This window comes from Methylotetracoccus oryzae (assembly GCF_006175985.1).
Taxonomy (GTDB): domain Bacteria; phylum Pseudomonadota; class Gammaproteobacteria; order Methylococcales; family Methylococcaceae; genus Methylotetracoccus; species Methylotetracoccus oryzae.
Window position 1 is genome coordinate 146,167 of sequence record NZ_SRSH01000006.1, and the last position, 25,256, is coordinate 171,422.

The 25,256-nt window shown below is 63.6% G+C and carries 17 protein-coding genes; 9 read left to right on the top strand and 8 right to left on the bottom strand.

All coding sequences use genetic code 11. The features are described 5' to 3' along the window. Positions 1-732: 732 nt before the first annotated feature. From BWR02_RS08040 to BWR02_RS08055, 4 genes are all read right to left on the bottom strand, one after another. Positions 733-3,804, bottom strand: coding sequence for an efflux RND transporter permease subunit (locus BWR02_RS08040; protein WP_139557235.1), 3,072 nt, complete (start codon positions 3,802-3,804; stop codon positions 733-735). After that, the gene (locus BWR02_RS08045) at positions 3,801-4,919 is read right to left on the bottom strand and encodes an efflux RND transporter periplasmic adaptor subunit (protein WP_139557236.1); all 1,119 of its coding nucleotides are present in this window, start codon (positions 4,917-4,919) and stop codon (positions 3,801-3,803) included. Before BWR02_RS08045 ends, BWR02_RS08040 begins: the two co-directional genes overlap by 4 nt. Further along, positions 4,916-6,247, bottom strand: coding sequence for a TolC family protein (locus BWR02_RS08050; RefSeq protein WP_162560070.1), 1,332 nt, complete (start codon positions 6,245-6,247; stop codon positions 4,916-4,918). Before BWR02_RS08050 ends, BWR02_RS08045 begins: the two co-directional genes overlap by 4 nt. A 321-nt stretch (positions 6,248-6,568) precedes the next feature. Further along, on the bottom strand, positions 6,569-8,263 hold the full coding sequence (locus tag BWR02_RS08055) for a SulP family inorganic anion transporter (protein ID WP_139557305.1): 1,695 nt from the start codon (positions 8,261-8,263) through the stop codon (positions 6,569-6,571). 253 nt (positions 8,264-8,516) lie between these two features. On the opposite strand from BWR02_RS08055, the gene parA reads away from it, so the two are divergent. The 5 genes from parA (at position 8,517) to hmuQ (ending at position 11,010) form a co-directional block, all read left to right on the top strand. Next, positions 8,517-9,140 (top strand): ParA family partition ATPase, encoded by a 624-nt coding sequence (gene parA, locus BWR02_RS08060; RefSeq protein ID WP_139557238.1) that lies wholly within the window; start codon positions 8,517-8,519, stop codon positions 9,138-9,140. 28 nt (positions 9,141-9,168) lie between these two features. Beyond that, complete coding sequence (locus tag BWR02_RS20835) at positions 9,169-9,585, top strand: hypothetical protein (RefSeq protein ID WP_162560071.1); 417 nt, start codon at positions 9,169-9,171, stop codon at positions 9,583-9,585. Positions 9,586-9,649: 64 nt separating this feature from the next. Beyond that, the gene (locus BWR02_RS08065; protein WP_162560072.1) at positions 9,650-10,288 is read left to right on the top strand and encodes a DUF2459 domain-containing protein; all 639 of its coding nucleotides are present in this window, start codon (positions 9,650-9,652) and stop codon (positions 10,286-10,288) included. A gap of 120 nt (positions 10,289-10,408) precedes the next feature. Then, positions 10,409-10,621: a hypothetical protein gene (locus BWR02_RS08070; protein WP_129883370.1), complete on the top strand. Its 213-nt coding sequence runs from the start codon at positions 10,409-10,411 to the stop codon at positions 10,619-10,621. An 86-nt stretch (positions 10,622-10,707) separates the two neighbouring features. Further along, positions 10,708-11,010, top strand: a complete 303-nt coding sequence (gene hmuQ, locus BWR02_RS08075; protein ID WP_139557240.1) for a heme-degrading protein HmuQ — start codon at positions 10,708-10,710, stop codon at positions 11,008-11,010. Positions 11,011-11,144: 134 nt separating this feature from the next. Here the strand turns inward: hmuQ and BWR02_RS20840 are convergent, their stop codons facing one another. Continuing rightward, the gene (locus BWR02_RS20840) at positions 11,145-11,318 is read right to left on the bottom strand and encodes a hypothetical protein (RefSeq protein WP_162560073.1); all 174 of its coding nucleotides are present in this window, start codon (positions 11,316-11,318) and stop codon (positions 11,145-11,147) included. A 33-nt stretch (positions 11,319-11,351) separates the two neighbouring features. Between BWR02_RS20840 and BWR02_RS08080 the strand changes: the two genes are divergently transcribed. Continuing rightward, a complete protein-coding gene (locus BWR02_RS08080; protein WP_139557241.1) occupies positions 11,352-11,948 on the top strand; it encodes a hypothetical protein in 597 nt (198 codons plus the stop codon). A gap of 547 nt (positions 11,949-12,495) precedes the next feature. Then, positions 12,496-13,443 (top strand): alkaline phosphatase family protein, encoded by a 948-nt coding sequence (locus tag BWR02_RS08085; protein ID WP_139557242.1) that lies wholly within the window; start codon positions 12,496-12,498, stop codon positions 13,441-13,443. 478 nt (positions 13,444-13,921) lie between these two features. Here the strand turns inward: BWR02_RS08085 and BWR02_RS08090 are convergent, their stop codons facing one another. Together BWR02_RS08090 and BWR02_RS08095 are read right to left on the bottom strand one after the other, a co-directional pair. Further along, positions 13,922-14,866, bottom strand: a complete 945-nt coding sequence (locus BWR02_RS08090; RefSeq protein WP_201276196.1) for a M48 family metallopeptidase — start codon at positions 14,864-14,866, stop codon at positions 13,922-13,924. A 249-nt stretch (positions 14,867-15,115) separates the two neighbouring features. Further along, positions 15,116-15,997 (bottom strand): bestrophin-like domain, encoded by an 882-nt coding sequence (locus BWR02_RS08095; RefSeq protein WP_139557244.1) that lies wholly within the window; start codon positions 15,995-15,997, stop codon positions 15,116-15,118. A gap of 229 nt (positions 15,998-16,226) precedes the next feature. On the opposite strand from BWR02_RS08095, the gene BWR02_RS08100 reads away from it, so the two are divergent. Next, positions 16,227-16,709, top strand: a complete 483-nt coding sequence (locus BWR02_RS08100; protein WP_139557245.1) for a DUF4118 domain-containing protein — start codon at positions 16,227-16,229, stop codon at positions 16,707-16,709. A 3-nt stretch (positions 16,710-16,712) separates the two neighbouring features. Continuing rightward, positions 16,713-20,171: a PAS domain S-box protein gene (locus BWR02_RS08105; RefSeq protein WP_236102042.1), complete on the top strand. Its 3,459-nt coding sequence runs from the start codon at positions 16,713-16,715 to the stop codon at positions 20,169-20,171. 114 nt (positions 20,172-20,285) lie between these two features. On the opposite strand, the gene BWR02_RS08110 is transcribed toward BWR02_RS08105, so the two are convergent. After that, positions 20,286-24,947: a PAS domain-containing hybrid sensor histidine kinase/response regulator gene (locus BWR02_RS08110; protein WP_139557247.1), complete on the bottom strand. Its 4,662-nt coding sequence runs from the start codon at positions 24,945-24,947 to the stop codon at positions 20,286-20,288. Between the last annotated feature and the right edge of the window lie 309 nt (positions 24,948-25,256).

The following is a 25,256-nucleotide window of genomic DNA, read 5'->3' on the forward strand; positions in this document are numbered from 1 at the left end:
TCAGCGCCGGCGCGCGGTGCGGGTCGCGTTGGAATTCGGATGACATCGTGATGGCAGCACAAAACCTTGTCGCTGATTGCAACGCAAGGTGGATGCCATCACCGGGAACTCACAAAACAGCTATGCGAAACAAAAGGATGGTGTGAGGTGGGCGTCGGTCGGTGCTGGGCTGGTGGGTCCAATGCACCCGCAGCATCGGCAGTAAGGGGTGGTGCAAAACCACCGAATTGGGGCGATGGCCGGAAGTGGTGGCTACGGATTCACGGCTTCGGGTGGTGGGGCGCTCAGCCGCCCTGCCGCCCTGCCGCGAAATGCGAGTCTGCCGGCCAGTCGTTGCCTCAAGGCTCGGCAGGTCGATCGACGCTGGTTGCTCGCCAAGTCGCGCACGGCAGAGGCATGGCGCGGCTCATCGTCAAACGTAGGGATTGGGAAGTGCGTTCGTCCGAGCTGCGCTTACGGGCGCGGACCTGGCAGTCGAGACACGCCTTGCATACGTCCCTGTAGGCTCGGCTGCGGGGTCCCTCCCGCAGACGGTCTCGCCTGCGAGGATCGAAGAGTCGTTGTCGGTGGCAATCCGAAGGATTCTGTGGATCAGGCGTGTGGGTGTTGGGGTGTCGAAGGATGAGCTTTCGGGAAGCAGGTCGCGCATCGGATTATTCGGGTTGCGGCGTTTGGCGCGAGCGTGCCTGGCGAACCGGCAGGGTAGGCAAACTCGGGGCGTGCGTCACCTCGTCAGCCGGCGGATGGATTCGGGCGGGACCGGGAGTTGACGAGCAGATACAGCGTCGGCAGCACGATCAGCGTCAGTAGCGTGGCCGAGATCAGCCCGCCGATCACGACGACGGCAAGAGGACGCTGCACCTCGGAACCGATGTCGGTGGATAAGGCCATGGGCAACAGACCCAGCATCGCCAGCAACCCCGTCATCAGGACCGTGCGGAGCCTCACCAGGGCGCCTTCCATCACGGCGGCTTCGACGCTGTGACCCAGTTCCCGCAACTGGTTGAAATGGCTGACGAGCACGACACCGTTCAGCACGGCCTGGCCAAATAGCGCGATGAACCCGATCGCGGCCGAGACCGACAACGGAAAGCCGACGAAGAACAAGGCCAGAATGCCGCCCACCAGCGCGAACGGGATGTTGGCGATGATCAGGAACGCGCTCTGCAGCGACTGGAAGGTCTGGAACAGCAGGATGAAGATCAGCAGGATCGAAACCGGGATCACCGTCGCCAGGCGCTTCATCGCGCGCTCCTGATTCTCGAACTCCCCGGACCAGGACATGGAGTAGCCCTCAGGTAACGGGGGCAGTGTGGCCGTCCGGGTCTGCATGTCTGCGACGACGCTGCCCATGTCCCGGCCGCGGATGAAGATGCCGATCGAGACGACCCGCCGCCCGTTCTCGCGGCTGATATTCATCGGACCGCTGGTGGTCCGGAAGCGGACGACCTCGAACAACGGAATTTGCGCGCCCATCGGCGAACTGATCAGGATGTTCTCGAGGTTGCCGATGGCGCGCTCGGCGTCCTTGAGTCGCACGACGATGCTGAAGTGACGCTCGCCTTCCCACAATTCGGTCGCCGCGGCGCCGCCCAGCGCGGTTTCTACCAGGTCCTGAAGCTGTCGAACGTTGATGCCGTAGCGGGCGGCATCCTCACGGTCGATTTCGAGCAGATGCTGCGGCAGGTCCCCGTCGCGGTCGATGAAGGCTCGCACGACACCGGGTACCGTGCCGACCGAACGGAGGATTTCGTGGGCCTCGTTCTTCAGGATCTTCAGGTCGTCGCCGAACACCTTGATGACGATCTGGCCGTCGATCTGTGAAATGCTTTCGAGCACGTTGTCGCGGATCGGTTGCGAAAACGCGGGTTCGATACCGGGTAGCGCGGACAGCAGCCGGTCCATCTGCCGCAACAAATGGGCGCGGTCCATCCCCGCACGCCACTGACGTTCGGGGAACATCTCGACGAGGAACTCGGTGCTGTTCAGCAGCTTGGGGTCGGTACCGTCCTCGGGCCGTCCGGCTTTCGAGATGACCGTCCGGACCTCGGGCAGGGTATGCAACAGTTGCCGGATCTGCGCGGTTTTGGCCTGGACTTCCGGAAAGGAAATGCTCGGCGGCAGCGGGACGTTAATCCAGATCATGCCCTCGTTCAGCTCGGGCAGGAATTCGGTGCCGAGTCGGGCGCCTATGCCGAGGCTGAGCGCCAGCGACAGCAGCGCCGTGCCGACGACGGTCTTCGGGTGCCGCAACGACCAGGCCAGCGCCGGTTCATACACCCGCTTGCACCCGCGGACGAGCCGATTCTCGCCGTGCGCGATGCGCTTCGGCAGCCCGTAAAAACACAGCACCGGCACGACGGTCAGCGAGACCAGCAGCGAACCGATCAGCGCGGAGGTGACCGAGTAGGCCATCGGCGCGAAGATGCGGCCTTCATGCCGCTGCAGCGTGAAGATCGGCAGGTGCGCGGCGATGATGATCAGCATCGAGAACAGCGTGGGCCGACCGACCTCGACCGCCGCGTCGAGTATCTGTTGCCGGCGCGAAGTGGTCGCTCCGGCCACGCCCAGCTTGCGGAACACGTTCTCGACGACGATCACCGCGCCGTCGACGATGATGCCGAAATCCATCGCGCCCAGCGACAACAGGTTTGCCGGGATCCCGACGAAGCTCAGTCCCAGGAAGGTCGCGAGCAAGGCCAGCGGGATGACCGAGGCGACGATCGCGGCCGCGCGGAAATCCGACAGGAACAGATAAAGCACGGCGCTGACCAGTAACGCGCCCTCGGCGAGGTTGCGGAAGACCGTATGCAGGGTCTTGCCGATCAGCCAGGACCGGTCGTAGAACGGCACGACCGTGACACCGTGGGGCAGGCCCATGTCGTTCAGGGTCGCGATCTTCGCCTTCAGCGCCTGCAGCACGACCGAGGGGTTCTCGCCCTTGCGCATCATGACGATGCCGGAAACGATGTCGTCGCGCTCGTCCTGACCGACGACGCCTTGCCGCGGCGCGCCTGCCGTCCGGATCTCGGCGATGTCCTTGACCAGCAGCGGAACACCGCGGCGCTCGGTTACGACGATGCGGCCGATGTCGGCGCTGGAACGCAGCAGGCCGATACCGCGCAGCAGATAACGCTGGGCGCCCTGCTCCACCGAGCCGCCGCCGGCATTGGCATTCGCACGGCCGATCGCGCCGAATAGATCGCCCAGATCCAGTCCGTAATCGCGCATCCGCGCGAGATCGGGAGTCACGTGATACTGCTTGACCTCTCCGCCCAATGAAACGACATCGGCGACGCCCGGCACCTGTTTAAGTTGTCGTGCGACAATCCAGTCCTGCAGCGTGCGCAGTTCCCTTGGATCGAGGTGATCCGCTTCGAGCTTGTAACGGTAGATTTCACCGATGGCCGTGGATAGGGGAGCCAGGTCGGGTTCGACGCCGTCGGGCAGGTCGATGCCGCGCAGACGTTCAAGAACCTGCTGGCGTGCGAAATAGACATCCGGCTTGTCATCGAAAGTGATGATGATGAACGACAGTCCGAACTGGGTGTGCGAGAACATGCGCACCGCATGCGGCAATCCCGACAGCGCGATCTCGACGGGGATCGTGACCTGTTTCTCGACCTCCTCTGATGCCCGTCCCGGGTACAGCGTGATGACGTTGACCTGGGTATCGGAGACATCCGGAAAGGCCTCGATCGGCAGGCCGCGGAAGGCGAGCGCGCCCGCGCCGATGTAGCCGATCAGCGCCAGTGCGACGAGCAGCGGTTGCCGAAGGGCAAAGGCGACGAGTCGCTCGATCATCCGCGATTCGCGGCGGCCTGCAGGAGTTGCTGCAGGAACAGCGCGCCCTGCACGACGATGCGCTCGCCGGGCGCGAGTCCGGAGAGCACCGGGATCTGGCCGCGGTCCGCACTGCGCGTCTCGATCTTGCGGCGGCGATAGGTGTGCTCCGCTTCGGCGACGAACACGTAGTAGCTGTCGCCGACCAGCACCGCGGCCTGCTCCGGGATCTGCAAGCCGCTGCCGCCATGCAGCCGCAGTTCCGCGGTGACGTACATCTCGGCCTTCAGTCGGCGCGATGGGTCGGCGATTTCGCCGCGCACCTTGACGGTGCGTGTCTGGGGATCGATGAAATCGTTGATCTGTCGGACCTTGCCGGAGAATCGCTGGTTCGGATACGCCTTGACCGAGAAAGTAAACAAATCCCCCAGTTCCACGTCGGCCAGGTCCTTTTCCGGAACCTCGAGGATGATCCAGAAATGGGTCGGGTCGGATACCAGGAAGAGGGCTTCTTTGTCTGCGGCATCGACCTCCTGTCCTGGGTTCAGTTGGCGCTCCACGACGATGCCGGCAATCGGGCTGCGGATCGGGAAGCGCTGATCCACGGTGCCGGGGACCACACCGTAGGCCGACAAACGCGTACGGGCCCGTTCGGCCTCCGATTGCGCCGCTGCTAGATCGGTAAGCGCCTGATCCAGTTCACGCCGTGAGGTGATGCCGCGCTCGAACAGTGCACGTTGGCGATTCGCATTCTTCTGGGCCAGGTTCAGGTCGGCTTCGGACTTGCGCAGGGCCGATTGTGCCTGGCCGAATTCCGGTGCTTCGAGCCAGGCCAGAACCTGCCCGGTCATGACGGTATCGCCGACCTTGGCCAGGATCGCTCGCACACGGCCGGCAAACGGCGGGAAGATGCGGGACGTTCGGTCCTCATTCCAGGCCAGTCGGCCCGGCAGGTAAAGTACGGCACCATCGCGGCGTTCGACGGCCTGTGTTTCGATGACACCGGCCTCGGGAGGCAGGGTGATGCGCTCTCCATCGATTTGCGGTGCGATCTTCGCTTCCGGGGGCGGTTCGGGCCTGTCGCATCCCAACAGCAATGCCGGAGCCAGCAGGATCGGCGCCAACAGTCGAGTCAAGGGTTCGCCTCCGGCGCGATGGCCACGCGGGTGCCATCGTCTGCGAGCGCCATCTTCAGATCGGCGTAGGCATAGGCGCGATTGGCCTGCGCCTGGAAATAGTCGAACAGCGCAGCGCGGAAATCGCGCTGGGCCTGGATCAGGTCGATGATATCGGTGCCGCCCTGGCTGTAGGCGTACTCGGCGGAATCCCGAATGTATTCCGCCCGCTTGATGACCTCGGTCTCGAGGCGGTGCACCACCGCATCGGTGGCCTGCCAGGCCGCCAAGGCGGTAGCCACCTCGGCCCGAGTTGTATTCTCTGTTCGCCGAATGGCGACCTCGGCGTCATTCGAGCGGATACCCGCCTGCGCGATCTGGCCTTCGTTCTGGTAAAAGATGGGCATCGGGACATGCAGCGACAAAGTGGCCGCATTCGTGACCATGTTGCCCCAGTCGTGGCCGAAGCCGGCCGATACCGTGACATTCGGAATGGCTTCTGCCTTGGCGAGTTCCATGTCCTTTTTGGCCTGTTGCTGCCGCAGGCGTGCGGCCTGCAGGTCGGGTCTTTGGTCGAGCGCGGCGGCGGTGGCGGCATCGAGGCTCGTATGGTTGCGAAAGGCATCGCCGTCGGGCCAGCGATCGGCGGCGGAAAGCTGCTCGCTGTCCTTGGGCCAGGCGAGCAGCACGGCCAGTTGCGCGCGGGCCTTCTCGAGTTCGGCTCCCGCCTGGTCCAGTTCCGATGCGACTTTCGCGGCTTCGACCTGGATCCGGGCCAGGTCGCGTTCGGAAATATCCCCAAGCGCGAGTCGGGCTTTGTTCGCTTTCACGAGTTCAGTCACGTGGTCGAACTGACTTTGCGAGACCTCGACCCTCTTCTGGGCCAACAGCAGTCCATAGTGAGCGCGACGCACGCCCTGGCTCAGCGTGCGGGCTGCATCGCGCAGGTCGCTTTCGGCAGCCTCGGCCCCGAGCACGCTGCTCTCGGTACGCAGCCGGCGTTTGCCGGCGGTCTCGATGAGCTGCTGCACGGTGACATAGATGGCAGGCCCAAAACGCGGGTCGACGTAGTGCGGCGCGATTTCCTGTGAATACAGGTTGAGTTCGGGGTTGGGAATCGCCGCTGCGATGATCTTTTCGGCGCGGGCGGTTTCCAGACCGAAGGCGGCCGAGATCAGCTCGAGATTACGGGCGTAGAACAGGCCAAGAGCTTGATCCTCGCTCAGCACGCGTGGGACTGCGGCTGCGGGCGAAGCTTCGCTCAGGTGGCCGCAGGCGCAGCCGGCAATGATGAGAAGGATGATCCACGGGGTGCTGCGCAGAGCGGCTCGGGATCGGTGCGTGTCCATGACTGAAGAATTGACGGCGGGATGGGCGCCAGTCATTGGCGTTGGTCAGGGTAAGCGGTGATTGTGACCGCTTCGTGATCACGGCTTGAACGCGGTGATGCCAGAGAAGAAAAAACCGTGGGCTCCCCGGTCCGGGTCGCTCCGCACAACGGGATCGCCGCGCGAATTCAGGGTGAGCGCAAAAGCGATCCGGTCAGGCTCACCCGAAATGTTGAATCTGGTCGTTGCGTGGCGCAGGCGCGCTCAGGGGCAGCGCACCATGGCCGGGACTTCGGCAGAGAGCCACCGGCCGGATTTTAAGCTCGTCTCCAATACGAAAACTCAACCCATTTGCGCGCTGGGTTTGTTCACCCGGCCCTTGCCGTTTCCGTTCGACTTGGCCCGGCGCGCCGCGAGCGGGTGGTCGGAAAACGGCTCGTGATGCTCGAGACCGACAATCGTGCACCGTCCGCCCCGGGCATTGTAGTCGGCCTGAAAATGGTCGATGAATTCCATGACGGTATGATCGATGAACGTGGTGTTCGAGAAGTCCACGATGAGGGTCTTGCCGGCGGGAATCGCGGCGAGATCGCCTTTCAATCCCATGAAATTCGAGAAGACCGCCGAGTCGGTTACCGCGATGTGGTAGGTATCGGAGCCGGCCTTCTCGACCGTGTAGATGATCTTGAAGAGATTCAGGAAGGTGACGCCGCGGGCCACGTGAATCAGCAACTTCGCGAGGATCCCCAGCAGCACGCCGATCAGGAGGTCCGTGGCCAGCACGCCCACGATGGTGATGACGAATAGTGCGAACTGCTCCCAGCCGATGCCCATGGTCTTGGCGAATTCCTTGGGCGAGGCCAACCGAAAGCCGGTGTAGACCAGCAGGGCCGCGAGCGATGCGAGCGGGATTTCGTGGATGAAGTGCGGGAACAGTGCGACGAAGAACAGCAGGAATGCACCGTGGAAGAAGTTGGCCCAGCCGGTTCGCGCGCCGTTCCCGACGTTGGCCGAACTGCGGACGATCTCGGCGATCATCGGCAGGCCTCCGATCATACCGGCGAGGGTGTTGCCGATTCCCACTGCGGTCAGATCCCGGTTCAGATCCGATTGCCGGCGATAGGGGTCCAGCTTGTCGACGGCCGTCGCGCTAAGCAGGGATTCCAGGCTGCCGACCAGGCAGATGCTGAGCACGGCGCCCCAGAAGGCAACTGTCCCGATCTTCGAGAAGTCGGGAAAGTAAAACCCGCTGAAGAAATGTTCTGGGACGGCAACCAGGAAGGCGGGGCCGACCGTGAACTCGTGATGGGGGATGGCCGGATCGTTCGGCAGGAACATGTAGACATGTTGATGATCCAGATCGAAATATTGACCCAGCGCCATGCCGACCAGCACCACGAGCAGCGGACCCGGGACCATGCGCAGATAGCGGTTGCGTACGCGCGACCAGACCATCAGGATCAGCAGACCGACGCCTCCGATGAAGGCGATCTCGGGGTTGAAGTTTGCGATGCTGTGCGGGATCTCGAGGATCGTGTCGATCAGTTCCTTCGCTTCCGGCTTGACTCCCAGCAGCGTATGGAACTGCTTCGCCATGATGATGATGCCGATCGCGGCCAGCATGCCGTGGACGACCGACGCCGGGAAGAATGCGTTGAGCCGCCCCGCCTTCAGCAGCCCCATGACGATCTGCAGGAGACTGGCGACCACGATCGCGGCGAGCGTATACCGGTAGGCGGCCATGGCATCGCCTTCGCCGAGCGACTGGACGGCCGACAGGATCACCACGATCAGCCCGGCCGCCGGGCCATTGATCGTGACGTACGATCCGCTGATACGCGAGACGACCACGCCGCCGATGATCGCACTGATGATGCCGGCCATCGGAGGAAAGCCGGAGGCCATCGCGATGCCGAGGCACAGCGGTAGCGCGATCAGAAAGACCAGAAAGCCGGAAGTCAGGTCGGACTTCCAGTTTTCGATCAATCCGGGAATGCCGGTTTTCGGCGTCTGGCGCGATGCGGTCGTGGGGTCTATGGCGATCACGGGTTACCTCGGCTAGATCATGCGTTGAAGTGCATGCAACTACCGGGCCTTTCGTGGGCTAAACGCACTTTCAAAGGCTTGCAGGACCGGCGGGCCGCCACATCGCTAGGGCGTGGTGCAAAGCCACCGTTCGCGGCGGGGCATATGAACCAGCGTGTCGGGTGCCGCCGAATTCGGGCCGGTGAGGCGCTGCCCGGGCCCCCGATCTTGACCCGCGCTCAGGCTCTCGGTTACGGTGGGACTAATGATCACCATCGCGGTTATTTCGCAAAAGGGAGGCGCCGGAAAGACGACGCTGGCGATCAATCTCGCCGTCGCGGCGACCCGGGATGGATCCGTCGGATGCGCGCTGATCGATCTCGATCCCCAGGCCAGTGCGGCAACCTGGGGCGATAGCCGCTCGGAGCCGCTGCCCGAAGTCGTTTCGGCGCAGGCGAATCGGCTGGAACGGCATATCGAGGCGGCCCGCAAGGGCGGTATGGCGGCCGTCATCATCGACACGGCGCCGCATTCCGAAAGTGCGGCCCTCGCCGCGGCGCGGGCGGCCGATCTGATCCTGATTCCCTGCCGTCCGGCGATCCTCGATTTGCATGCGATCGGTACGACGATCGATCTGGCACGGCTGGCCGGCACGCCAGCCGCTGTCGTGCTGAACGCGGTGCCGCCGCGCGGCTCGCTGGCCGACGAGGCGGCCGAGGCCGTGGCCGGCTATCAGGTGCCTTTGGTCCCGGTGCGCATCACGCAGCGCGCGGCGTTCGTGCACTGTCTGACCGTCGGCAAGGCGATACAGGAATTCGAGCCCCGGGGGCGGGGTGCTGTGGAGATTGGAGGGCTTTACCGGTGGATTTGCGAAACCATTGCGGCCTGAGGTCGACGAGTCGGGAGAAGCTCCGGATATGACGAAAAGGGTCAAATTGTCTGCCGCGCTGAGTCGCACGCTGGACCAGCGCGCGGGCGTGTCGCTGGACGCCGATGACGACGGAAACCCGAGTGCTCCGGCGCGCACGGAGCGCCGCACCGGTGAAGCGTTGGCACCGCGCCGGCGTTCCCTGTTGTCTCCGGTCGGACGCGCCATGTCCGCTGCCGTGTACGGCGTTGGCTACTACGGCAGCTATGGCATCGCGTTCAGCGCGATGACGCTGTGGTATCTGCTGCCACTGAACAATGCACTGGGTCGCGGGTTCCGCGACGGGGGATGTGCCGGCAGCGAGGCGGCCGCCCACACCTGGTCCGACGCGAATGAAGACTTGGCGCCGTCGACACCTGAAAAACGACGCGCGCGGAAACGCAGCGCCCAGCCCGCGACCGCTTGACACGCCTGTCGCTGCCAGGGATTTCGACCGTGAGAACGGATGTTGCCGTTTATTCGCTCTGCTTGTGCTCGGAACGCTGCTCGCGGCATGCGGCACGACCCGCTTCGAGCCTGCGGCAGCGGGTCGTCTCGACAATAGGCCACGCGTTTACCTGTTGGGTCAGGGTTGGCACGCGGGCCTGATCGTCGAGCGTAACGCGGGGTCCGCCCGGCTATGGCCGGAACGCGGGGATTTTCCCGAGGCCGATTTTGTCGAGGTCGGTTGGGGCGAGCGCGAGTTCTACCAGGCAGCCGACCCGGGCGTCTGGATGGCCGTGAAAGCCGCGCTCTGGCCGTCGCCCAGCGTCGTCTTCATGTCCGGGCTACGTAGTCCGCCCGAGACGGTCTTCGCCTGTAGCGACCTGATCGCACTGGATCTGTCGCCGCCCCGCCTGGAAAGTCTGCTGCGTTACGTTCACGACAGCTTCGATCGAGCGGCATCGGCACGTACGGCGCCACTACCGGGTGGCCGCGCGGGGAGCGGGGCTTTCTACCCGGGGCGCGGCCGTTTTCATCTGTTCAACACATGCAATACGTGGACCGCTGGCGCGCTTGCGGCGGCGGGTTATCCGCTCGATCGTCCCTATCCGCCGACGGCCGGCGGTCTCGTGGGGCGGGTGCGGCCCTGGGGCCGCACCCTGGCGCCTCGTGCCTTTTGCCGCTGACCTCGTTCCGGTTAGCCACGGATCTTCCTGCGGTGGCTGCGGTCAGAGCGAGGGTTGTGGTGGCAAGTCGGCGGACGCGGCGCTACTCTTGTGAGCTTTTGGCCCGACACGGAGCGAGCGATGGAGATCGATGACGACGGCAACATGACATTGACCGCCGAGGAAAATCAGGACTTGATGGACCGCCTGGGGATTGCCGAGGCCGATTATGACGACCCGCCCGTTGCCATCGAGAGTGTGGAGTTCGATGCGGGTGTCGCAACCTTCCGTGCGACCAACACCCGTACCGGTAAATCGGTCATTTTGACCTTTGACAGCAGCCCCGAGGCCTAGTCTGATTTTAGGTGCCGAGTGGGGTGGGATGACGGATGGGCCTGCCTGGACCCGTTCCGGGCGTTTTCGACAGACGAGTGACCGACATGTTCATTGCTATGAACCGCTTCCGGATTGCCCCGGGACGCGAGGATGAGTTCGTGGAAATCTGGCGCAAGCGCGAAACCTACCTTGACGAGGTGCCGGGTTTTCGGGAGTTCAACCTGCTGCGTGGCCCGGCCACCGAGGAGTGCACGCTCTTCGCATCGCATTCGATCTGGGACTCGCGGGCGGCCTTCGAGGATTGGACCCACTCCGAAGCATTCCGGAAGGCCCATGCCAGTGCCGGCGGCGCGAAGGGCCTGTATCTCGGGCATCCGCAATTCGAAGGTTTCGATGTGGTGTTGTAAGCCCTCGGGTCGGTCCCACCGATTTGCCGGACGCGAGCATTGCTGCAATACTGCGCGCCGATTCGCTGCGCGAGCCCGTGCTTCGGCCGCAGACGCAGTGGAGTGTTTCGTTGGTTGCTGGACTCTCTCCGTTGCTACTCGCTGTCTCGGCGCTGGACCTTGCGTTCCGCGCGGCTTTCGCCCTCTTCCCTGCAATTCGCCGCTTGGCCCGCGCCCAGCGCTTCGCCTTTCGGAATACGGAGTACGGATCGACCATGGATCTTCTCCTCCTCCACGGCCGCCGCGATTTCGGCGGATGCGAGTGCCATGTCTTACGCTGATGCGGGCTTAGGGTGGCAGCCGTGAGCGTGACGCGACACCTGGCACTGGGTCTCGCTTTGGTTATGGTGCTGGGGCCAGCCTCAGCCCGCGACTGGCGGTGGTATCCGAAGCGGCAATCGCCGGATGCCAACGCGTTGCGGCCCGATCTCGAAGGTGCCAAAGGTGACGATGGCAATTCCGGCCTGACCGAACTGGACGAGATGCGGCAGTGGCTTTATCGTCGGGATGTCGAGCGGCGGGAGCGCGGCTTTACCGTGCCCGACACGGTGGAACAGATCGATCCCACCGTTTCGGAACCGCCCCCGTTGCCCCCACCCAGGCATTGGACCCGACCCGGTTTCGGCAGTCCGTCGGTTGGGGGATTCGACAGTGACGGTGGGTCGCGTGAACGTATCCGGAACATGCTCCCGGTCGAGCCGGTTCCGCCAGCGCCGCGGGCTGGGCTGACGGACCCGACGGAAGTGCCGATGGCCGAAGGTATGGACGCCGGAGATGCGGTGCCCGAGCGGCATGCGCATTCCGGGAAGCGTCACTACCGAAGCAAGTCCGGGCACCGCAAGCATTACCGTTCAGGTAAGTCCTCAAAGTCACGGAGCGGCAAGCGTCGCCATCGCTGAGCTGAGGCCGGCGGCCGTTGATACGGGTACTCCGCGCGGCGGTAGGTGGCACGAGCGGCGTGTTGCATGCCAGCGCCATCCGCTTGACTCGCGACTGTTTGGCAGTCGAAGGGCGATGGCGCCGGCAATCATGCCGAGCTGCATCCGGCCTTCTCCGTGTCCCACCGCTAGATTGTCTCACCCTGCTGCAAACGGCGTGTTCGCGCGATGGCGTGCGCCATCCTCTTCCCAGTTAGCGATTCACCCTGCGTCCATGCGCGAATTCGGTCTTTTCCGTACGAGTTAGAGGTCCTGTCAATTATCTACAGGACAGAGCACACGAGAGGTAGGTAAATTCACCGATTCGAGCGAAAAGCGAGCGTGATAGCGTCTTTCCGTAGGCGAATTCACTGAGAGCGCCTCACAACCATCAAACCAAAAGAAGGTCATCCACCGGGCCCAGCGGCAATCGGTGAAATCGTCTACGCCGGCGTTCAAAGAGTAGGAGTGGTACAGCCCGGCTTCAGTGAAGAGGGATTCAAAAAACGTTTACCCATTGGGGGGTGTAATGAACGGAATCCAGAAAAAATCCTGCGCAGGAAACCATGGGTTTTTCGCGATCGTCGCGGCAGTTCTCTTGGCCTGGTGCGCTGGCGCGTGGGCAGCGCCTGAGACGGTGCTGCTGGTGAGTTACGACGGGATGGATCTGACGCTGACGCAAAGGTTGATGCGTGCCGGAAAGCTCCCCCATCTGTCGGAGTTGAAGGTCGTGCCGATGTTCGGTGGGCCCGTCACCGCTACGAAGCCGGGACATGCCGAAGTGCTCACCGGACTCGGTTACAATATCACTGGGGTTCGCACCAACAAGGATTTTGACTCAAAGATCCAGCCGGGCTGGACGATCTTCGGTATCGTCAAGCGGGAGCGGCCGGAAACCTTCGTGAGTGCGATCTTTTCGAAACCCCAACACACGGGAGATGATCTACTAAAGGATGGCCGTCGCGAGCCGTGGTACGACTTGGCTGTTTGGGCCAAGGCCGGGGGACTCGATGGCTATTTTAATGCGTCCGAGATCCCGAGGAACCATAGCCTCACCACCGACGAAACCATGGCAGTCGTCGAACAGCACATTGCGAAGTACGTCGCCTGGTACCAGTCGACACATCGCTGGCAGTATTTCATTTACGTTCATTTCGCCGCCCCCGATCGTACCGGGCATCAATATGGGGCTGGGTCGGCGCAGTGGAACGCGGAGATGATCAGACTGGATGCCCAACTGGGCTATTTGCGTGACCGGCTGCATCCCGAGGTGGTGCTCGTGTACTCCGACCATGGCTTCGATGCGCCGGGTGCCAGGATTCATGCCCATGCGCCGAACGCCTTTCTGGCGTCGAACGTTGCGCTGCAGCCGCACGGCAACCGGTGGGATGTCGTTCCTACACTCTGCGAGGTATTGGAACTGCCTTGGAAAACCTACCAGCCATTGCTGCTGGGGCGGAGTTTGTTGCTGCCGTGACACCGCGGATAAGATCCGAGAGTAGGAGCATTGCACCCGCCGGAGGCAAAACGGTTGTAGGAGTGGTGCAATGTGGGGAGCCACTCAGCGCACCAACCAGGTTGCGCCATGAACCAGGAATGCCAGAAATCCCGAGCCGGTAGTTCCGATCAAGGCGAGGATGGCCGGCGGGAAGCACCGAGAAGTGCTGCTCACCGGCAGCGTTGGCCGAGTAGTGTGGGCGGGGAGTTCCGACATGTGTTTTCGGCCGAGGGCGAGGCCCTGCAGGCCGCTGGAATGAAAGCAAATCCTGGCATCGCAAGCATCACTGGGGTCGGGTAATGCCTCGACCTTGTAGCGCGGCAAGCGTCGGCATCGCTGAGCTGAGGCGGCGTCGACGTTCTGCCCTCGGTAATCCCGACCCGCGGCATCCCCGCCGTTGCGCCGTGTGGCTCTCGGGCGAGCGCCAGCCCCGGTCCTGGGAATTGAGGCCTGAACCCTAGCCGCGGCCGTGCAAGGCTTGTTGATAGACCGGCATGTATTTCTCGGCCAGTTTTCGCATCGCGTCGATCCGGGTTTCCGGGCTGGGGTGAGTGCTGAGGATTTCCGGAGTGCGGGATCCGCTGGCGTGCAGCATTTTTTCCCAGAGGCTGACCGCCGCCTGCGGGTTGTAGCCGGCGCGAGCGGCGAGTTGCATGCCGACGGCGTCGGCTTCGCTCTCGGCTTCCCGGCTGTTCGGCAACTGCAGCGCGAGGGTCGCGGCGGAATCGGCCAGTCCGGCCACCGTACGAAGGTTATACCCAGCGATGGCGCCGGCGATCATGCCGAGTTGCAAACCGGCCTTCTGCATCTGTACCCGGGACATTTTTTCGGCCTGGTGCGACAGCAGTGCGTGCGAGATTTCGTGCGCCATCACCTGCGCCAGTTCGTCGTCGGTCGGCTTGATCTTGTCGAGAAGGCCGGTATAGACGGCCATCTTGCCGCCGGCCATGCACCAGGCGTTGACCTCGTTGACGCGCAAGAGGTGCACTTCCCACCGCCAAGCGCGTGTTTCCGGGCGTAGGTTCTGGGCCTGCACCACGAGCTTGTCCGTGATCGTACGCACGCGGCTCAGCGTGGCGGGGTCGGTGTCGAGCGCGCGTTCGCGGTGGGCTTCTGCGACGAGCTGGCTGTAGGCTTGTTGCGAGGATTTCGCGGCTTCCGCATCGCTGACCAGCGCGGCCTGACTGCGGCCCGTGATCGGGTTGGTGGCACAAGCAGTGAGCGTGGACGCGCCGATGGCCAGGGATAAGATCGGGTGGGTGAGTCGTTTCATGCGATTCGGCTGTGCCCTTTGCGGGCTGTTGCTGGTCGGTGGCTGCCAGTCCGTGGTCGGTATGGCGAACGCGCTCGAGCGCCTGGCGGCTGTCTTGAGCATCCCGTTCGAGAGCGCGCTGCAGCGCATTTCGGGCGCCGTTATTCAAGCTAGGTGTATAACGACCCGAGACCGAGATTGCAAGACTGTCGATTGGAGGGGGCGCGAGGGTCGCGCCACTTGTGACCGAATGTGCCGCCCCCCGATGATCTCCCCTGCGGCAGCTGAGCCCCGCGGGTGAGGCCGAGATCGAGCCGGACGTCCGTGAGCCCATGGGGCGGCTCGATTAGCGCGGCCGTTCGGCCGCCCTGCCGCGGCGGTCGCGGGGAGTTGTCGGCATCAAGGCTGGGAACCTGGCGGTTTGGTCACGCCCGGGCTGGACGCATCGAATGTCAGGCCCTCCGTCAGCGCCAGATGCTCCATGACCTGAACCGCATTGCGCAGTGCATTGGGTTCCACGGCCGTGCGTCCGGCGTAAGGGTGGTCGACGGAAATGACCACGGCCAATTCGAAGGCGATGGAGGCCCCCAGGGCGAGGCTCATGATCGCGAACAGGCCGTTCCTGCCCTGCGTGAACAAGGCCGCCATGACCATGACGACGACCGCCCCCCCGAACAGGAGGCGCCAGACGTCCGATGGCAGATAAGGTTTTGCATCCAGCAGACGCGATCGCCGGTCTTCGGTGAAGCGGATCAGTTCCTCCATCGAATGATTCAGCGTGATCTCATCGCGCGCTTCCTTCGGCGTGTAGCGAACGTAGTATGACCAGAGTTCGTTGTGGATCGCAAAAGCCTTGGGGATGCCGGTGGTTACCCCGTGTGTCTGCCGGTACAGCGAGTCCATCCAGGCCCACTCCTCGTCGACCGTCGATTGTGCGTACCGATACAAGCTGGATCGGATCTTCTGTGCTTCCGGTTCGGACAGTCCGCCGGACAGACGAAACAGGCTGACGAGACGGTTGGCTTCATCGATCTGTTCGGCCTCGGCATCCTGGAAGTTCTGCCAGGCAGCGACCAGGATCAAACCCAGCAGGATTGCGTAGAGCGCGGAAACCGAGTTGAACACGGCATCGAGTGCCTCGTGATGGCCGGTTTCATCCCGCCCGACGAGCCAGCGTCGCAGAGGGATCGCTGCGATGCTGACCAGCGTATAGCTGGCACCGAACAGCGCGGCGATCTCCCACATGCTGAGCGAAGCGAGAAAATCGTAAATCGAGGCCATCGAAAAGTTCCTTTGAAGTCTGCAATCCGGCAGTGGATTATCCCGTAAATGGATCGGTCAGAAGGCGTCGGCGCGCTGCTGATGCCGAGGACCACCTCGGTGGCGGCGCCTTCGAGCTGGCGGCAGGACGGTGATCACGCGAAGCGGATCAGGGCGATTCGTAGCATAATTTCCCCCGCGGGGTATAAGGCCATCAACCAAAAAGAACAGCGCCCGCAGAGTCATCACGATGAAGAACTTGCGTCGTCCCGAGCTTCCGTATTCCCTGGTGTGGGGTGCGCTGATCCCGTTGCTGGCCTGCGGGCTGCAGTGGGTGCTATGGCCCCACGTCCCTCCCCTCGTCTGGCTGTTCTTCTACCCCGCTGTTTTTTTCAGCGCCTGGCTGGGCGGACTCTACGCCGGGCTGCTCGCCACCATACTCTCGGTCGGGCTGGCCGCGTTCTTTTTCGTCGAGCCGCGGCTCTCCTGGGTCGTGGCGGATTCCCGTCACCTGGTCAGTTTCGCCATCTTCACATCGATGGGGGTCTTGTTTAGCCGGATTCACCAGAAACTGTTCGACCTGGCGGGGGAGATCGAGCGTATTCAGGCATCGGATCTCGAGGCGAAGCGGGATCGTCTGGAGTTTGCGCTGGATGCGGCTGACGCGGGGCTCTGGGATTGGGATCTAAAGAGCAATCGAGTCCTGTGGTCTGACAGCATCTGGCGTCTCTAAGGCCTGGAACCGGGCAGCTGTGAGCCATCCTATGAAGCCTGGGCGTCCAGCGTCCATCCCGATGATCGCGATACCACCATCGCGAAGCTGCATGCGGCTGTTGGGACCGGCGGGGATTTCTATCTGGAATGGAGGGTGGCAAATAGCCCGCTGGGAGAAGAACGCTGGTTACTTTCGAGAGGGCAGGCGGTGCTCGATGCCGACGGCAGCCAGCGTTTTTATCGCGGTATCGTGCTGGATATCTCTCGGCTGAAACACTCGGAAACGCGCCTCGCGGACAGCGAGCAGCGTTTGAGTTTCGCGCTGGAGACGCTCGGCGTCGGCGCCTGGGAATTGGATCTGGGCACCCGTGTTGCCATGCGCACCCTGCTGCACGACCGGATCTTCGGCTACGAGGAGGCGCTGCCGCTCTGGACCTACGACATGTTCCTGGAGCATGTCGTGCCGGACGATCGCGACCACGTGGACCGGTGTTTCCGCGACGCGACCGCCAGCGGTGCCGACTGGGACTTCGAGTGCCGCATCCGGCGCGCGGACGGTGCGCTGCGATCGATCTGGGCCAAAGGGCGGCATCGGTACGACGAACAGGGTCGACCGCTGGCACTGGCGGGCATCGTGCAGGACATCACCGAGCGGAAGCAGCTGGCGGACGCGCTGACGGCCAGCGAGCGGGAGTTCCGCTTGCTGGCTGAAGCCATGCCCCAGATCGTCTGGGCCACGGATGCAGATGGCCGGAACACCTATTTCAACCATCAGTGGGCCGATTACACGGGGCTGTCTCTGGCTGAGAGTTCCGGCCACGGCTGGAACATCCCCTTCCATCCCGATGATCGGAGCCGGGCCTGGGTCGCGTGGCGGAACGCGGTCGAAACCAATGCCACCTACGCCCTGGAATGCCGCCTGCGGCGGGCCGATGGGGTGTACCGCTGGTGGCTGATCCGGGGCGTTCCGGCCGTCGACGACGCGGGAAACATTCTGAAATGGTTCGGTACCTGCACGGATATCCATGATCTCAAGCTGAACGAGCAGGCGCTGCTGCAGAGCCGCGAGAATCTGCTCTCCGTGATGCAGAACGCGCCCTACGGCATCCTGCTGATCAACACGGAAGGCACGACGGCTTACCTGAATCCGACCGCCACCCGGTTGCTGGGGTATCGGCTGGCTGACATTCCGGACTTCGACACGATGTTCAGGAGGGCTTACCCCGAGCCGGCCTATCGGGAACAGGTGCAGCGAGCCTGGCAGGAAAATGTGATGGCTCGCGAGGACGAGGGCACGTTGGATGAGGCGAGAGTCTACTCCGTTCACCGTGCCGATGGGGTTCCCCGCGACATCGAGTTTCATGTCACCCGCCTGCCGGATCAGCGCACCTTGGTGACCTTTACCGACATCACCGACCGCAAGCAGGCGGAGGACCAGCTGCGCAAGCTGGCGCTCGCGGTGGAGCAGAGTCCGGCCAGCATCATCATCACCGACACGAACTCGCTGATCGAGTACGTGAACGATGCCTTTTGCCGCAACACCGGCTATGCGCGAGAGGAAGCCCTGCAGCGAAACCCGGCATTCCTGGGATCCGGCCAGACGCCGGCCGACACCTTCCGCAGCCTGCGGGCCATGCTGGCGCAAGGCCAGACCTGGAGGGGCGAACTGTTCAACCGGCGCAAGGATGGGAGCGAGTACGTCGACGATGCCATCATCTCGCCGCTGCGTCAGCCCGATGGCCGGCTTACCCACTACGTGGCCGTGCAAGAGGACGTCACCGAAAAGAAGGCACTGTTCCTGGAACTGGAGACGCATCGCCAACATCTGGAGCAACTGGTGGAACAGCGGACGCGGGATGTGGTCGCCGCGCGTGCGGAAGCAGAAGGCGCCAATCGGGCGAAAAGCGCCTTCCTGGCGAACATGAGTCACGAGATCCGAACGCCGATGAATGCCATTCTGGGCCTGGCTCATCTGCTCAGGGGCGATAACCCCACTCCGGAGCAACTGGAGCGGCTGGGCAAGATCGATGGGGCAGCGCGGCACCTGCTCTCCATCATCAATGACATCCTCGACATCTCGAAGATCGAGGCCGGCCGGCTGGAACTGGAGCAAGCGAACTTCCCGCTGGCCAGCATCCTCGATCACGTGCGTTCGCTGATCGCGGAACAGGCCCGCGCCAAGAGCCTCACAGTCGACGTGGATGGCGACGATGTGCCGCTGTGGCTGAAGGGCGACCCGACGCGTTTGCGTCAAGCGCTGCTCAATTATGCGGGCAACGCCGTGAAGTTTACGGAGAGCGGCTCGATCAGCCTGAGGGCGCTGCTGCTGGGGGAGGACGCTGAGGGTTTGCTGGTCCGTTTCACTGTCCAGGACACTGGCGTCGGCATTGCGCCGGAGGAAGCCGCGCGGTTGTTCGAGGCGTTCGAGCAGGCCGATGCCTCGACCACCCGCAAGCACGGTGGTACCGGTCTGGGACTCTCCATCACCCGACGTCTGGCCCGTCTGATGGGAGGCACCGTCGGTGTGGACAGCGAACCCGGTCAGGGCAGCTCGTTCTGGTTCACGGTCCGGTTGAAGCGGGGGGAGGAAGGGGCTCCGCTCGACCCCGGTGTCTCGCTGGCCTGGGCCGAGGCGGAGCTGCGAAGGAACCACACGGGCTCCCGTCTGCTGTTGGCGGAAGACAACGCCATCAACCAGGAGGTCGCATTGCAACTGTTGCAGGCACCCGGGCTATTGGTGGATGTCGCCTGGGACGGGCAGCAGGCCGTGGAGAAGGTCAGGGCCAACGCTTACGACCTCATCCTCATGGACGTGCAGATGCCTGGAATCGATGGGCTGGAGGCCACGCGCCTCATCCGTGCGATGCCGGAGCGTCGGGCAGTCCCGATCCTGGCCATGACCGCCAATGTGTTCGACGAGGACCGGCGCGATTGCGTGGACGCGGGCATGAACGATTTCGTCGCCAAGCCCGTGGATCCTGAACTCCTATACGCGACCTTGCTGAAGTGGTTACCCGTCAGGACCATTAGCACCATCGATGGACCGGTCAATGCCGCGGAGGTTTCGGTTGAGGACGAGTACCGGCAGCGCCTGGCCGCGATACCGGGCCTCGACGTGGAGGCAGGGTTGAGCCACACGGGCGGCAAAATGCCGACTTATCTCCGATTTCTCTCGATGCTGGTCTATCAGCATCCGCCGGACCTGCAGCATCTCGCGGAGCTCCTGGCTGAGGACAAGCGTGTAGAGATCGGACGACTGGCGCACGCGTTGAAGGGAGCGGCCGGCAACCTGGGTATCGAGAGTGTCGCCGCGTTGGCGGACGCGCTGGGTCTTGCGCTGCGCCGCGGCGCCGAGGCTGGGGAGATCCGGCAGATCGGCACTGCGCTCATACAGGACTGGTCGAGGATCAGTAAAATGCTGGCCAGGGTGCTGCCGGATCCGGGCATGGCGGCCTCAAGGGACAAGCAAGACCGTCGCTAGGCTGTCGTTGCGATGTATCCGAGACGGGTGGTCGACTGCGTGGGCACCACGACATCCGTGCCGAGGAATCCAGTCGCTGGCTGCAGACTCATTGACGCCGTGTCGCCTGCGCGCTCACGGCGCCGGGCCGTTTACGGCTGGCTGTTCCAGCCACTGCAGCAGGGTCAGGTAGAGCCGTTCCGGCACGACGGGTTTGCCGATGTGATCGTCCATTCCCGCCTCGAGGCAGGCGTTCCGATCCTCCTCGAAGGCATTGGCAGTCATCGCGAGGATCGGTGTGGCCGCATAACCCGGTAGCGCACGTATGGCACGCGTGGCCTCCAACCCGTCCATGACCGGCATCTGCATATCCATCAGCACCAGATCATAGGCGGCACTCGCGCAGCGGGAAACGGCGGTTCTGCCGTTCTCGGCGGTATCCACGTGGAGTTGTGCCGCCCGCAGCAGTTCCAGGGCGACCTCCTGATTGATGGGGTCATCTTCGGCGAGAAGGATGCGCGTTCCGGCATGCTTACGGCGCAAGGCATTCAGAGCGGAATCGGCATCCGGCACTTCGTCGCTGGACTCGATCGTGCTGCCGTGTTCGAGCCGCGCCGTGAACCAGAAGGTGCTGCCGCACCCGGGAGTGCTGTCGACGCCCGCATCGCCTCCCATCAATTGCGCGAGACTGCGGGTTATGGTCAGGCCAAGACCCGTGCCGCCGTGCTTCCGGGTGGTCGACGCATCGGCCTGGACGAAAGGGGCGAACAGGCGCTCGCGGCGCCCCGGATCGAGGCCTGGCCCGGTGTCTTCCACCTCGAATCGGATCAACAGGGTTGAGCCCGTGTTCTCCAACACGCGCGCGCGCAGCGTGACCGAGCCGTGTTCGGTGAATTTGACGGCGTTCCCGGCATAGTTGAGCAGCGCCTGTCGTAACCGCGTAGGATCGCCGCGTAACCGGTGCGGTACATTGCGGGCGTCGACCGTGATGCGAAGGCCCTTCTGCTGGGCCGCATCCGCCACCAGTGACCGGGTGTGTTCCAGCAGTTCGGGCAGGGAAAAATCGGCGTGCTCGAATACGATCCGGTCGGCCTCGATCTTCGAGAGATCGAGGATGTCGTTCAACAGGCTCATCAGATGCTGGGCTGCCTGTTCGATCTTGGTCAGACGATCGCCCTGGGTCGGGGTCAAGGGCTCCTTGCGCAACAGGTAGCTCAAACCCAGGATGGCATTCATCGGAGTTCGGATCTCGTGGCTCATATTGGCCAGGAACGTACTCTTGGCCCTTGTGGCGGCCTCGACGTGGAAGCGGTCGATTGCGATCGCGGCCAGATCGGCGGCCTGCTTGATCAGGCGCAGATCCCCGTCAGTGGGCCACGCGGGCTGTCGATGATAGATGGCCAGGGTGCCGAGCACCTGACCGTTGGCGGAAAGGATGGGTTCGGACCAGCAGGAAGCCAGGCCGGCGCTGGCCGCAAGCGTCCTGAATGGGCTCCAGTAAGGGTCGGTCGAGATGTCGGCGGCGATAACGCGCTGCCCGCTGTGTGCGGCTGTGCCGCAGCTGCCCGAGGATGGGCCGATTTCCAGCCCATGGATGGCGCGATTGTAGAACTCGGGAAGATTCGGGGCGGAACCGACCAGCAGGTGCTTGCCTTCGGGGTCGAGCAACAGGATGCTGCACAGCGTTCCCGGCTGGCCGGCTTCGACGGCGTGCACGATGGCATCGAGGATTTCGCCTAAAGGGGCATTCCGGGCGATCAGATCCATGGCCTGGATGCGCGCCGCTTCCCGCTGGTCGGCCAGCTTGCGTTCGGAGATGTCCTGGAGTGTCCCCATCAGGTAGTCGATGCCGCCATCGGCCCGATAGTGAGGGAAGCCGCGCAGCTCGGTCGCCTTGACGGTTCCGGACCGCGCACCGCGCACTTCGACCTCGATCCGGAACGGTTCGCCTGTGGTAAGCGTGTGCTGGAGGCTTTCCACAACCCGTTCGCGCGAGCCGGGCAGGTAGAAATCGAGTCCGGTGGCCAGGTCCGGTTGGTAATCCGCGGGCATCTCGACGATTTCGTAAACGCCCTCCGTCCACATCAGCGTGTTGTTCGCCGGATCGGCGCGCCAGCCGCCTAACTGTCCTACCCGCTGACTTTCCCGCAGGAAAAACGCGCTTTCCCGCAATTTCGCCTCCATGGCCTTCCGCTCGTCGATGTCGGTATGGGTGCCGAGCATCCGGAGCGGGTTGTTCTCTGTATCCCGCTCGACGACGCGCCCTGTGGACAAGATCCATTTCCAGTCGCCAGACGCCGTGCGTTGCCGGAATTCGGCGTGGTAGTCGTCACTCCTGCCGTCGATATGGTCCTGATAGGCCTGTTGCGCCGCGTCGAGATCGTCAGGGTGGAGGTTTTCCAGCCAACGCGCATGGGTCTCATGGAACTGGCGCGGGTCGTAGCCGAGCATCAACGCGTACTCGTCGTTCACGATCGCTGCCCCGGTCCGCAGGTCGAGATCATAGAGCCCCTGACGAGCGGCCTTCAGGGCCAGACGAAGGCGCGCTTCGCTGATCCGCAGCGCCTCGTCGGCCCGTTTATGCTCGGTCACGTCGATGAAGACACCGTTCCAACGGATGTCGCCGCCTGCCAGGGGTACGGGATCGGACTCCAGTCGAAGCCAGCGGATGTCGTCCCCGACGACGAAGCGGCCCTCCCAGCGGAATGGCTCAAGGGTGCGTGCCACGCGGCTCTGAGCGGCTTCGAACGCTTCGCGATCCTGTGGGTGCAGGGTGTCGAAGAGAACGCCCGAATTGGCCAGCGCGTCCTCCTTCTTCACCCCGGACAGGGCGCAGAGTCGGTCGCTGATGAAGTCGAAGCGCGCCGTGCCATCGGCGCGCTGGAGGATCGAGTAAATCCCCACGGGTATCCGGCGAACAAGATCGTCGTAACGGGCGTTACTTTCCCGCAACGCGTGCTCGGCAGCCCGATTTTGGCTCACGTCCTCGAAGATCGTGTACACCGCGCAGACGTCGCCGCCCGGGGCCGCACGCAGTGGGATGGCGTCGATCTTGATCCAAACATGTTGCCCGCGGGCGGGGTTGAAGATCCCCATCAGAACGCCGTGTGCCGGTTCGCCGGTGGTCAGCGCAACCATGCTGGGATGCGTGTCTCCGGGAAACGGGGATCCATCTTCATGGATCGCTTGCCAGCGGGAAGCGCGCGAGTCCAGGGAACGCAGTTCGTCGACGCTCGCGCCCAGTATCGAGGCGGCGGTCGGGTTCGCGTCGACGATGGCCCCGCTCCGATCCTGATAAACGATGCCATGGGGGGAAGTCTCGAAGAGGAGGCGGTGCTGCTCTTCGCTGCGTTGCAGGGCGCTTTCCGCATCGATGCGCGCGGTGATGTCCTCGACCATGCAAACGTGAGTCGGACCCTGGCCGATATCGATTCCGAGAGGAGCGATTGTCATGTTGATCCAGACCACCGAACCATCCGGGCGCAGGTAGCGTTTGTTCATCCGGAACTCGGTGATCTCGCCTGCATTCAGGCGCGCCATTTGCGTCAGGTCGGCCTGCACGTCATCGGGATGGGTGATCTGCATCCAGTCGAGGGTGGCCAGTAGCTCGCGCGGACGCTCGGCGATTTCCGCAAAGCGCTGATTGGCCTGGTGGATGCGGCCTGTCAGCGAACTGATCAGGGCGATCCCGACGGGCGCATTCTCATACAGCACCCGGAAGCGTGCCTCGGAGTCCTGGCGGTCCAGCAGCGCCGAGATCGCTCGCCGTTGGCGATCGTGCCGCCACCATGCGAAACCGATCGCAGTGAGCCCGAGGACCAGCAGCGAAAGGACGGCGACCGTCCACGTGGCGAGGCGCCTGACGCCCGCGTCCGCCTCTGCCGCGTCGATCTTGGCGATCAGTGACCACGAGGTTCCGGCAATGGGCGTCGTATAGGCCAGAACCGGCGCGCCCCGATAATCGGGGCCGCGGTGGATGCCGTGCTCACCGCGCGCTGCGGACGCGGCGGGAAGCCCCGGGGACAACAGGGGCTTAAGCAGACTCAGTGGAGGTTCCTGCCGGTGGCGCAAGGGGCTGATGAAGCGGACACCGTCTCGCTCCGGCCGGACCAGGAACGTCTCTGCCGATTCGGTTGGAATCGGCCAGCGTTCGACTAGCGGAAAAAGGGAGGTTGCGGCGTCCTTGGCCAGATACAGCACGGCGGGGGACGGCGCCCCGGGGATTCTTACCGGCGCGAGCATACCGAATTCGATCCGGCCGTTGGCATTGCGGTGCAGGTCGACCAGTGAACCTCGCTCTGCGGACAGGATGGCCGCCACTGAAGCGGCGTGCTCGGTTGCATCAGGAGAGCCGATCACCAACAGGTCATGGGCCGACGCATCGAACAGGGCGATCGACAGGTAATGGTGCGCAGTGGCGATGGCTTCCAGACGGTGGCGAATGGTCGATTCCAACGCGGTGTTCCGCTTGCCGCCAATCCACCGTGCGATGGATTGCGCGACCTCGGATTCGGCCGATGCATAGAGATCGGCGTCGACCTTGATGTCGGTCAACATCTGCTGGATCTGCTGCTGTTTCTGTTCCGCGATGGCCGTTAGCTGATTCTGGAACTCCTGGCGCATCTGAGCGCGGGCGCGGAAGAATGCGGACGCACTGACAGCCCCGATCAGGCCAGTGACGATCAGGATGGCCAGCGGGAACCGCCACGGCCGTGCGTCGGGGTTTTGAACACGTCCGGCGTCGGAAGGTGGCATTTGCTGCAGCGACAGCGTCGACGTCGGGATTGGCTTGAGCATGGAAACCTCGGGAGAAACGTGAGGGTGGGCGATCGGTTTCCAAACTAAAGGCGTGATTGCTTGCCCCGGAGGCTTCTTCAGGGCTCAGTTGACCGCCGCCCAAGGGCGACGGACGGGCTTGCTTGCGGAGCGTACGCGGCGAGCGGCGGAGTGCGGCGCCGTCAAGCGGCTGTAGTCTAATTCAAAAAGCGCATATCGGAAATTTGTCGCTGGCATTCTTCAGGCCTGGGTCTGTCGACCGCAATGAGCGGCGTCAACTTGGCCGGGAAGGCCGTGGCGGCACAGGGATAAAGCCTCTGCGGGCCCGAC

Excerpts from the sequence above, each read along its gene's own strand:
- BWR02_RS08040 (WP_139557235.1), bottom strand. The coding sequence starts at position 3,804 with ATGATCGAGCGACTCGTCGCCTTTGCCCTTCGGCAACCGCTGCTCGTC.
- BWR02_RS08050 (WP_162560070.1), bottom strand. The coding sequence starts at position 6,247 with ATGGACACGCACCGATCCCGAGCCGCTCTGCGCAGCACCCCGTGGATC.
- parA (WP_139557238.1), top strand. The coding sequence starts at position 8,517 with ATGATCACCATCGCGGTTATTTCGCAAAAGGGAGGCGCCGGAAAGACG.
- BWR02_RS20835 (WP_162560071.1), top strand. The coding sequence starts at position 9,169 with ATGACGAAAAGGGTCAAATTGTCTGCCGCGCTGAGTCGCACGCTGGAC.
- BWR02_RS08070 (WP_129883370.1), top strand. The coding sequence starts at position 10,409 with ATGGAGATCGATGACGACGGCAACATGACATTGACCGCCGAGGAAAAT.
- hmuQ (WP_139557240.1), top strand. The coding sequence starts at position 10,708 with ATGTTCATTGCTATGAACCGCTTCCGGATTGCCCCGGGACGCGAGGAT.
- BWR02_RS20840 (WP_162560073.1), bottom strand. The coding sequence starts at position 11,318 with ATGGCACTCGCATCCGCCGAAATCGCGGCGGCCGTGGAGGAGGAGAAG.
- BWR02_RS08085 (WP_139557242.1), top strand. The coding sequence starts at position 12,496 with ATGAACGGAATCCAGAAAAAATCCTGCGCAGGAAACCATGGGTTTTTC.
- BWR02_RS08090 (WP_201276196.1), bottom strand. The coding sequence starts at position 14,866 with ATGCGCTGCAGCGCGCTCTCGAACGGGATGCTCAAGACAGCCGCCAGG.
- BWR02_RS08095 (WP_139557244.1), bottom strand. The coding sequence starts at position 15,997 with ATGGCCTCGATTTACGATTTTCTCGCTTCGCTCAGCATGTGGGAGATC.
- BWR02_RS08100 (WP_139557245.1), top strand. The coding sequence starts at position 16,227 with ATGAAGAACTTGCGTCGTCCCGAGCTTCCGTATTCCCTGGTGTGGGGT.
- BWR02_RS08110 (WP_139557247.1), bottom strand. The coding sequence starts at position 24,947 with ATGCTCAAGCCAATCCCGACGTCGACGCTGTCGCTGCAGCAAATGCCA.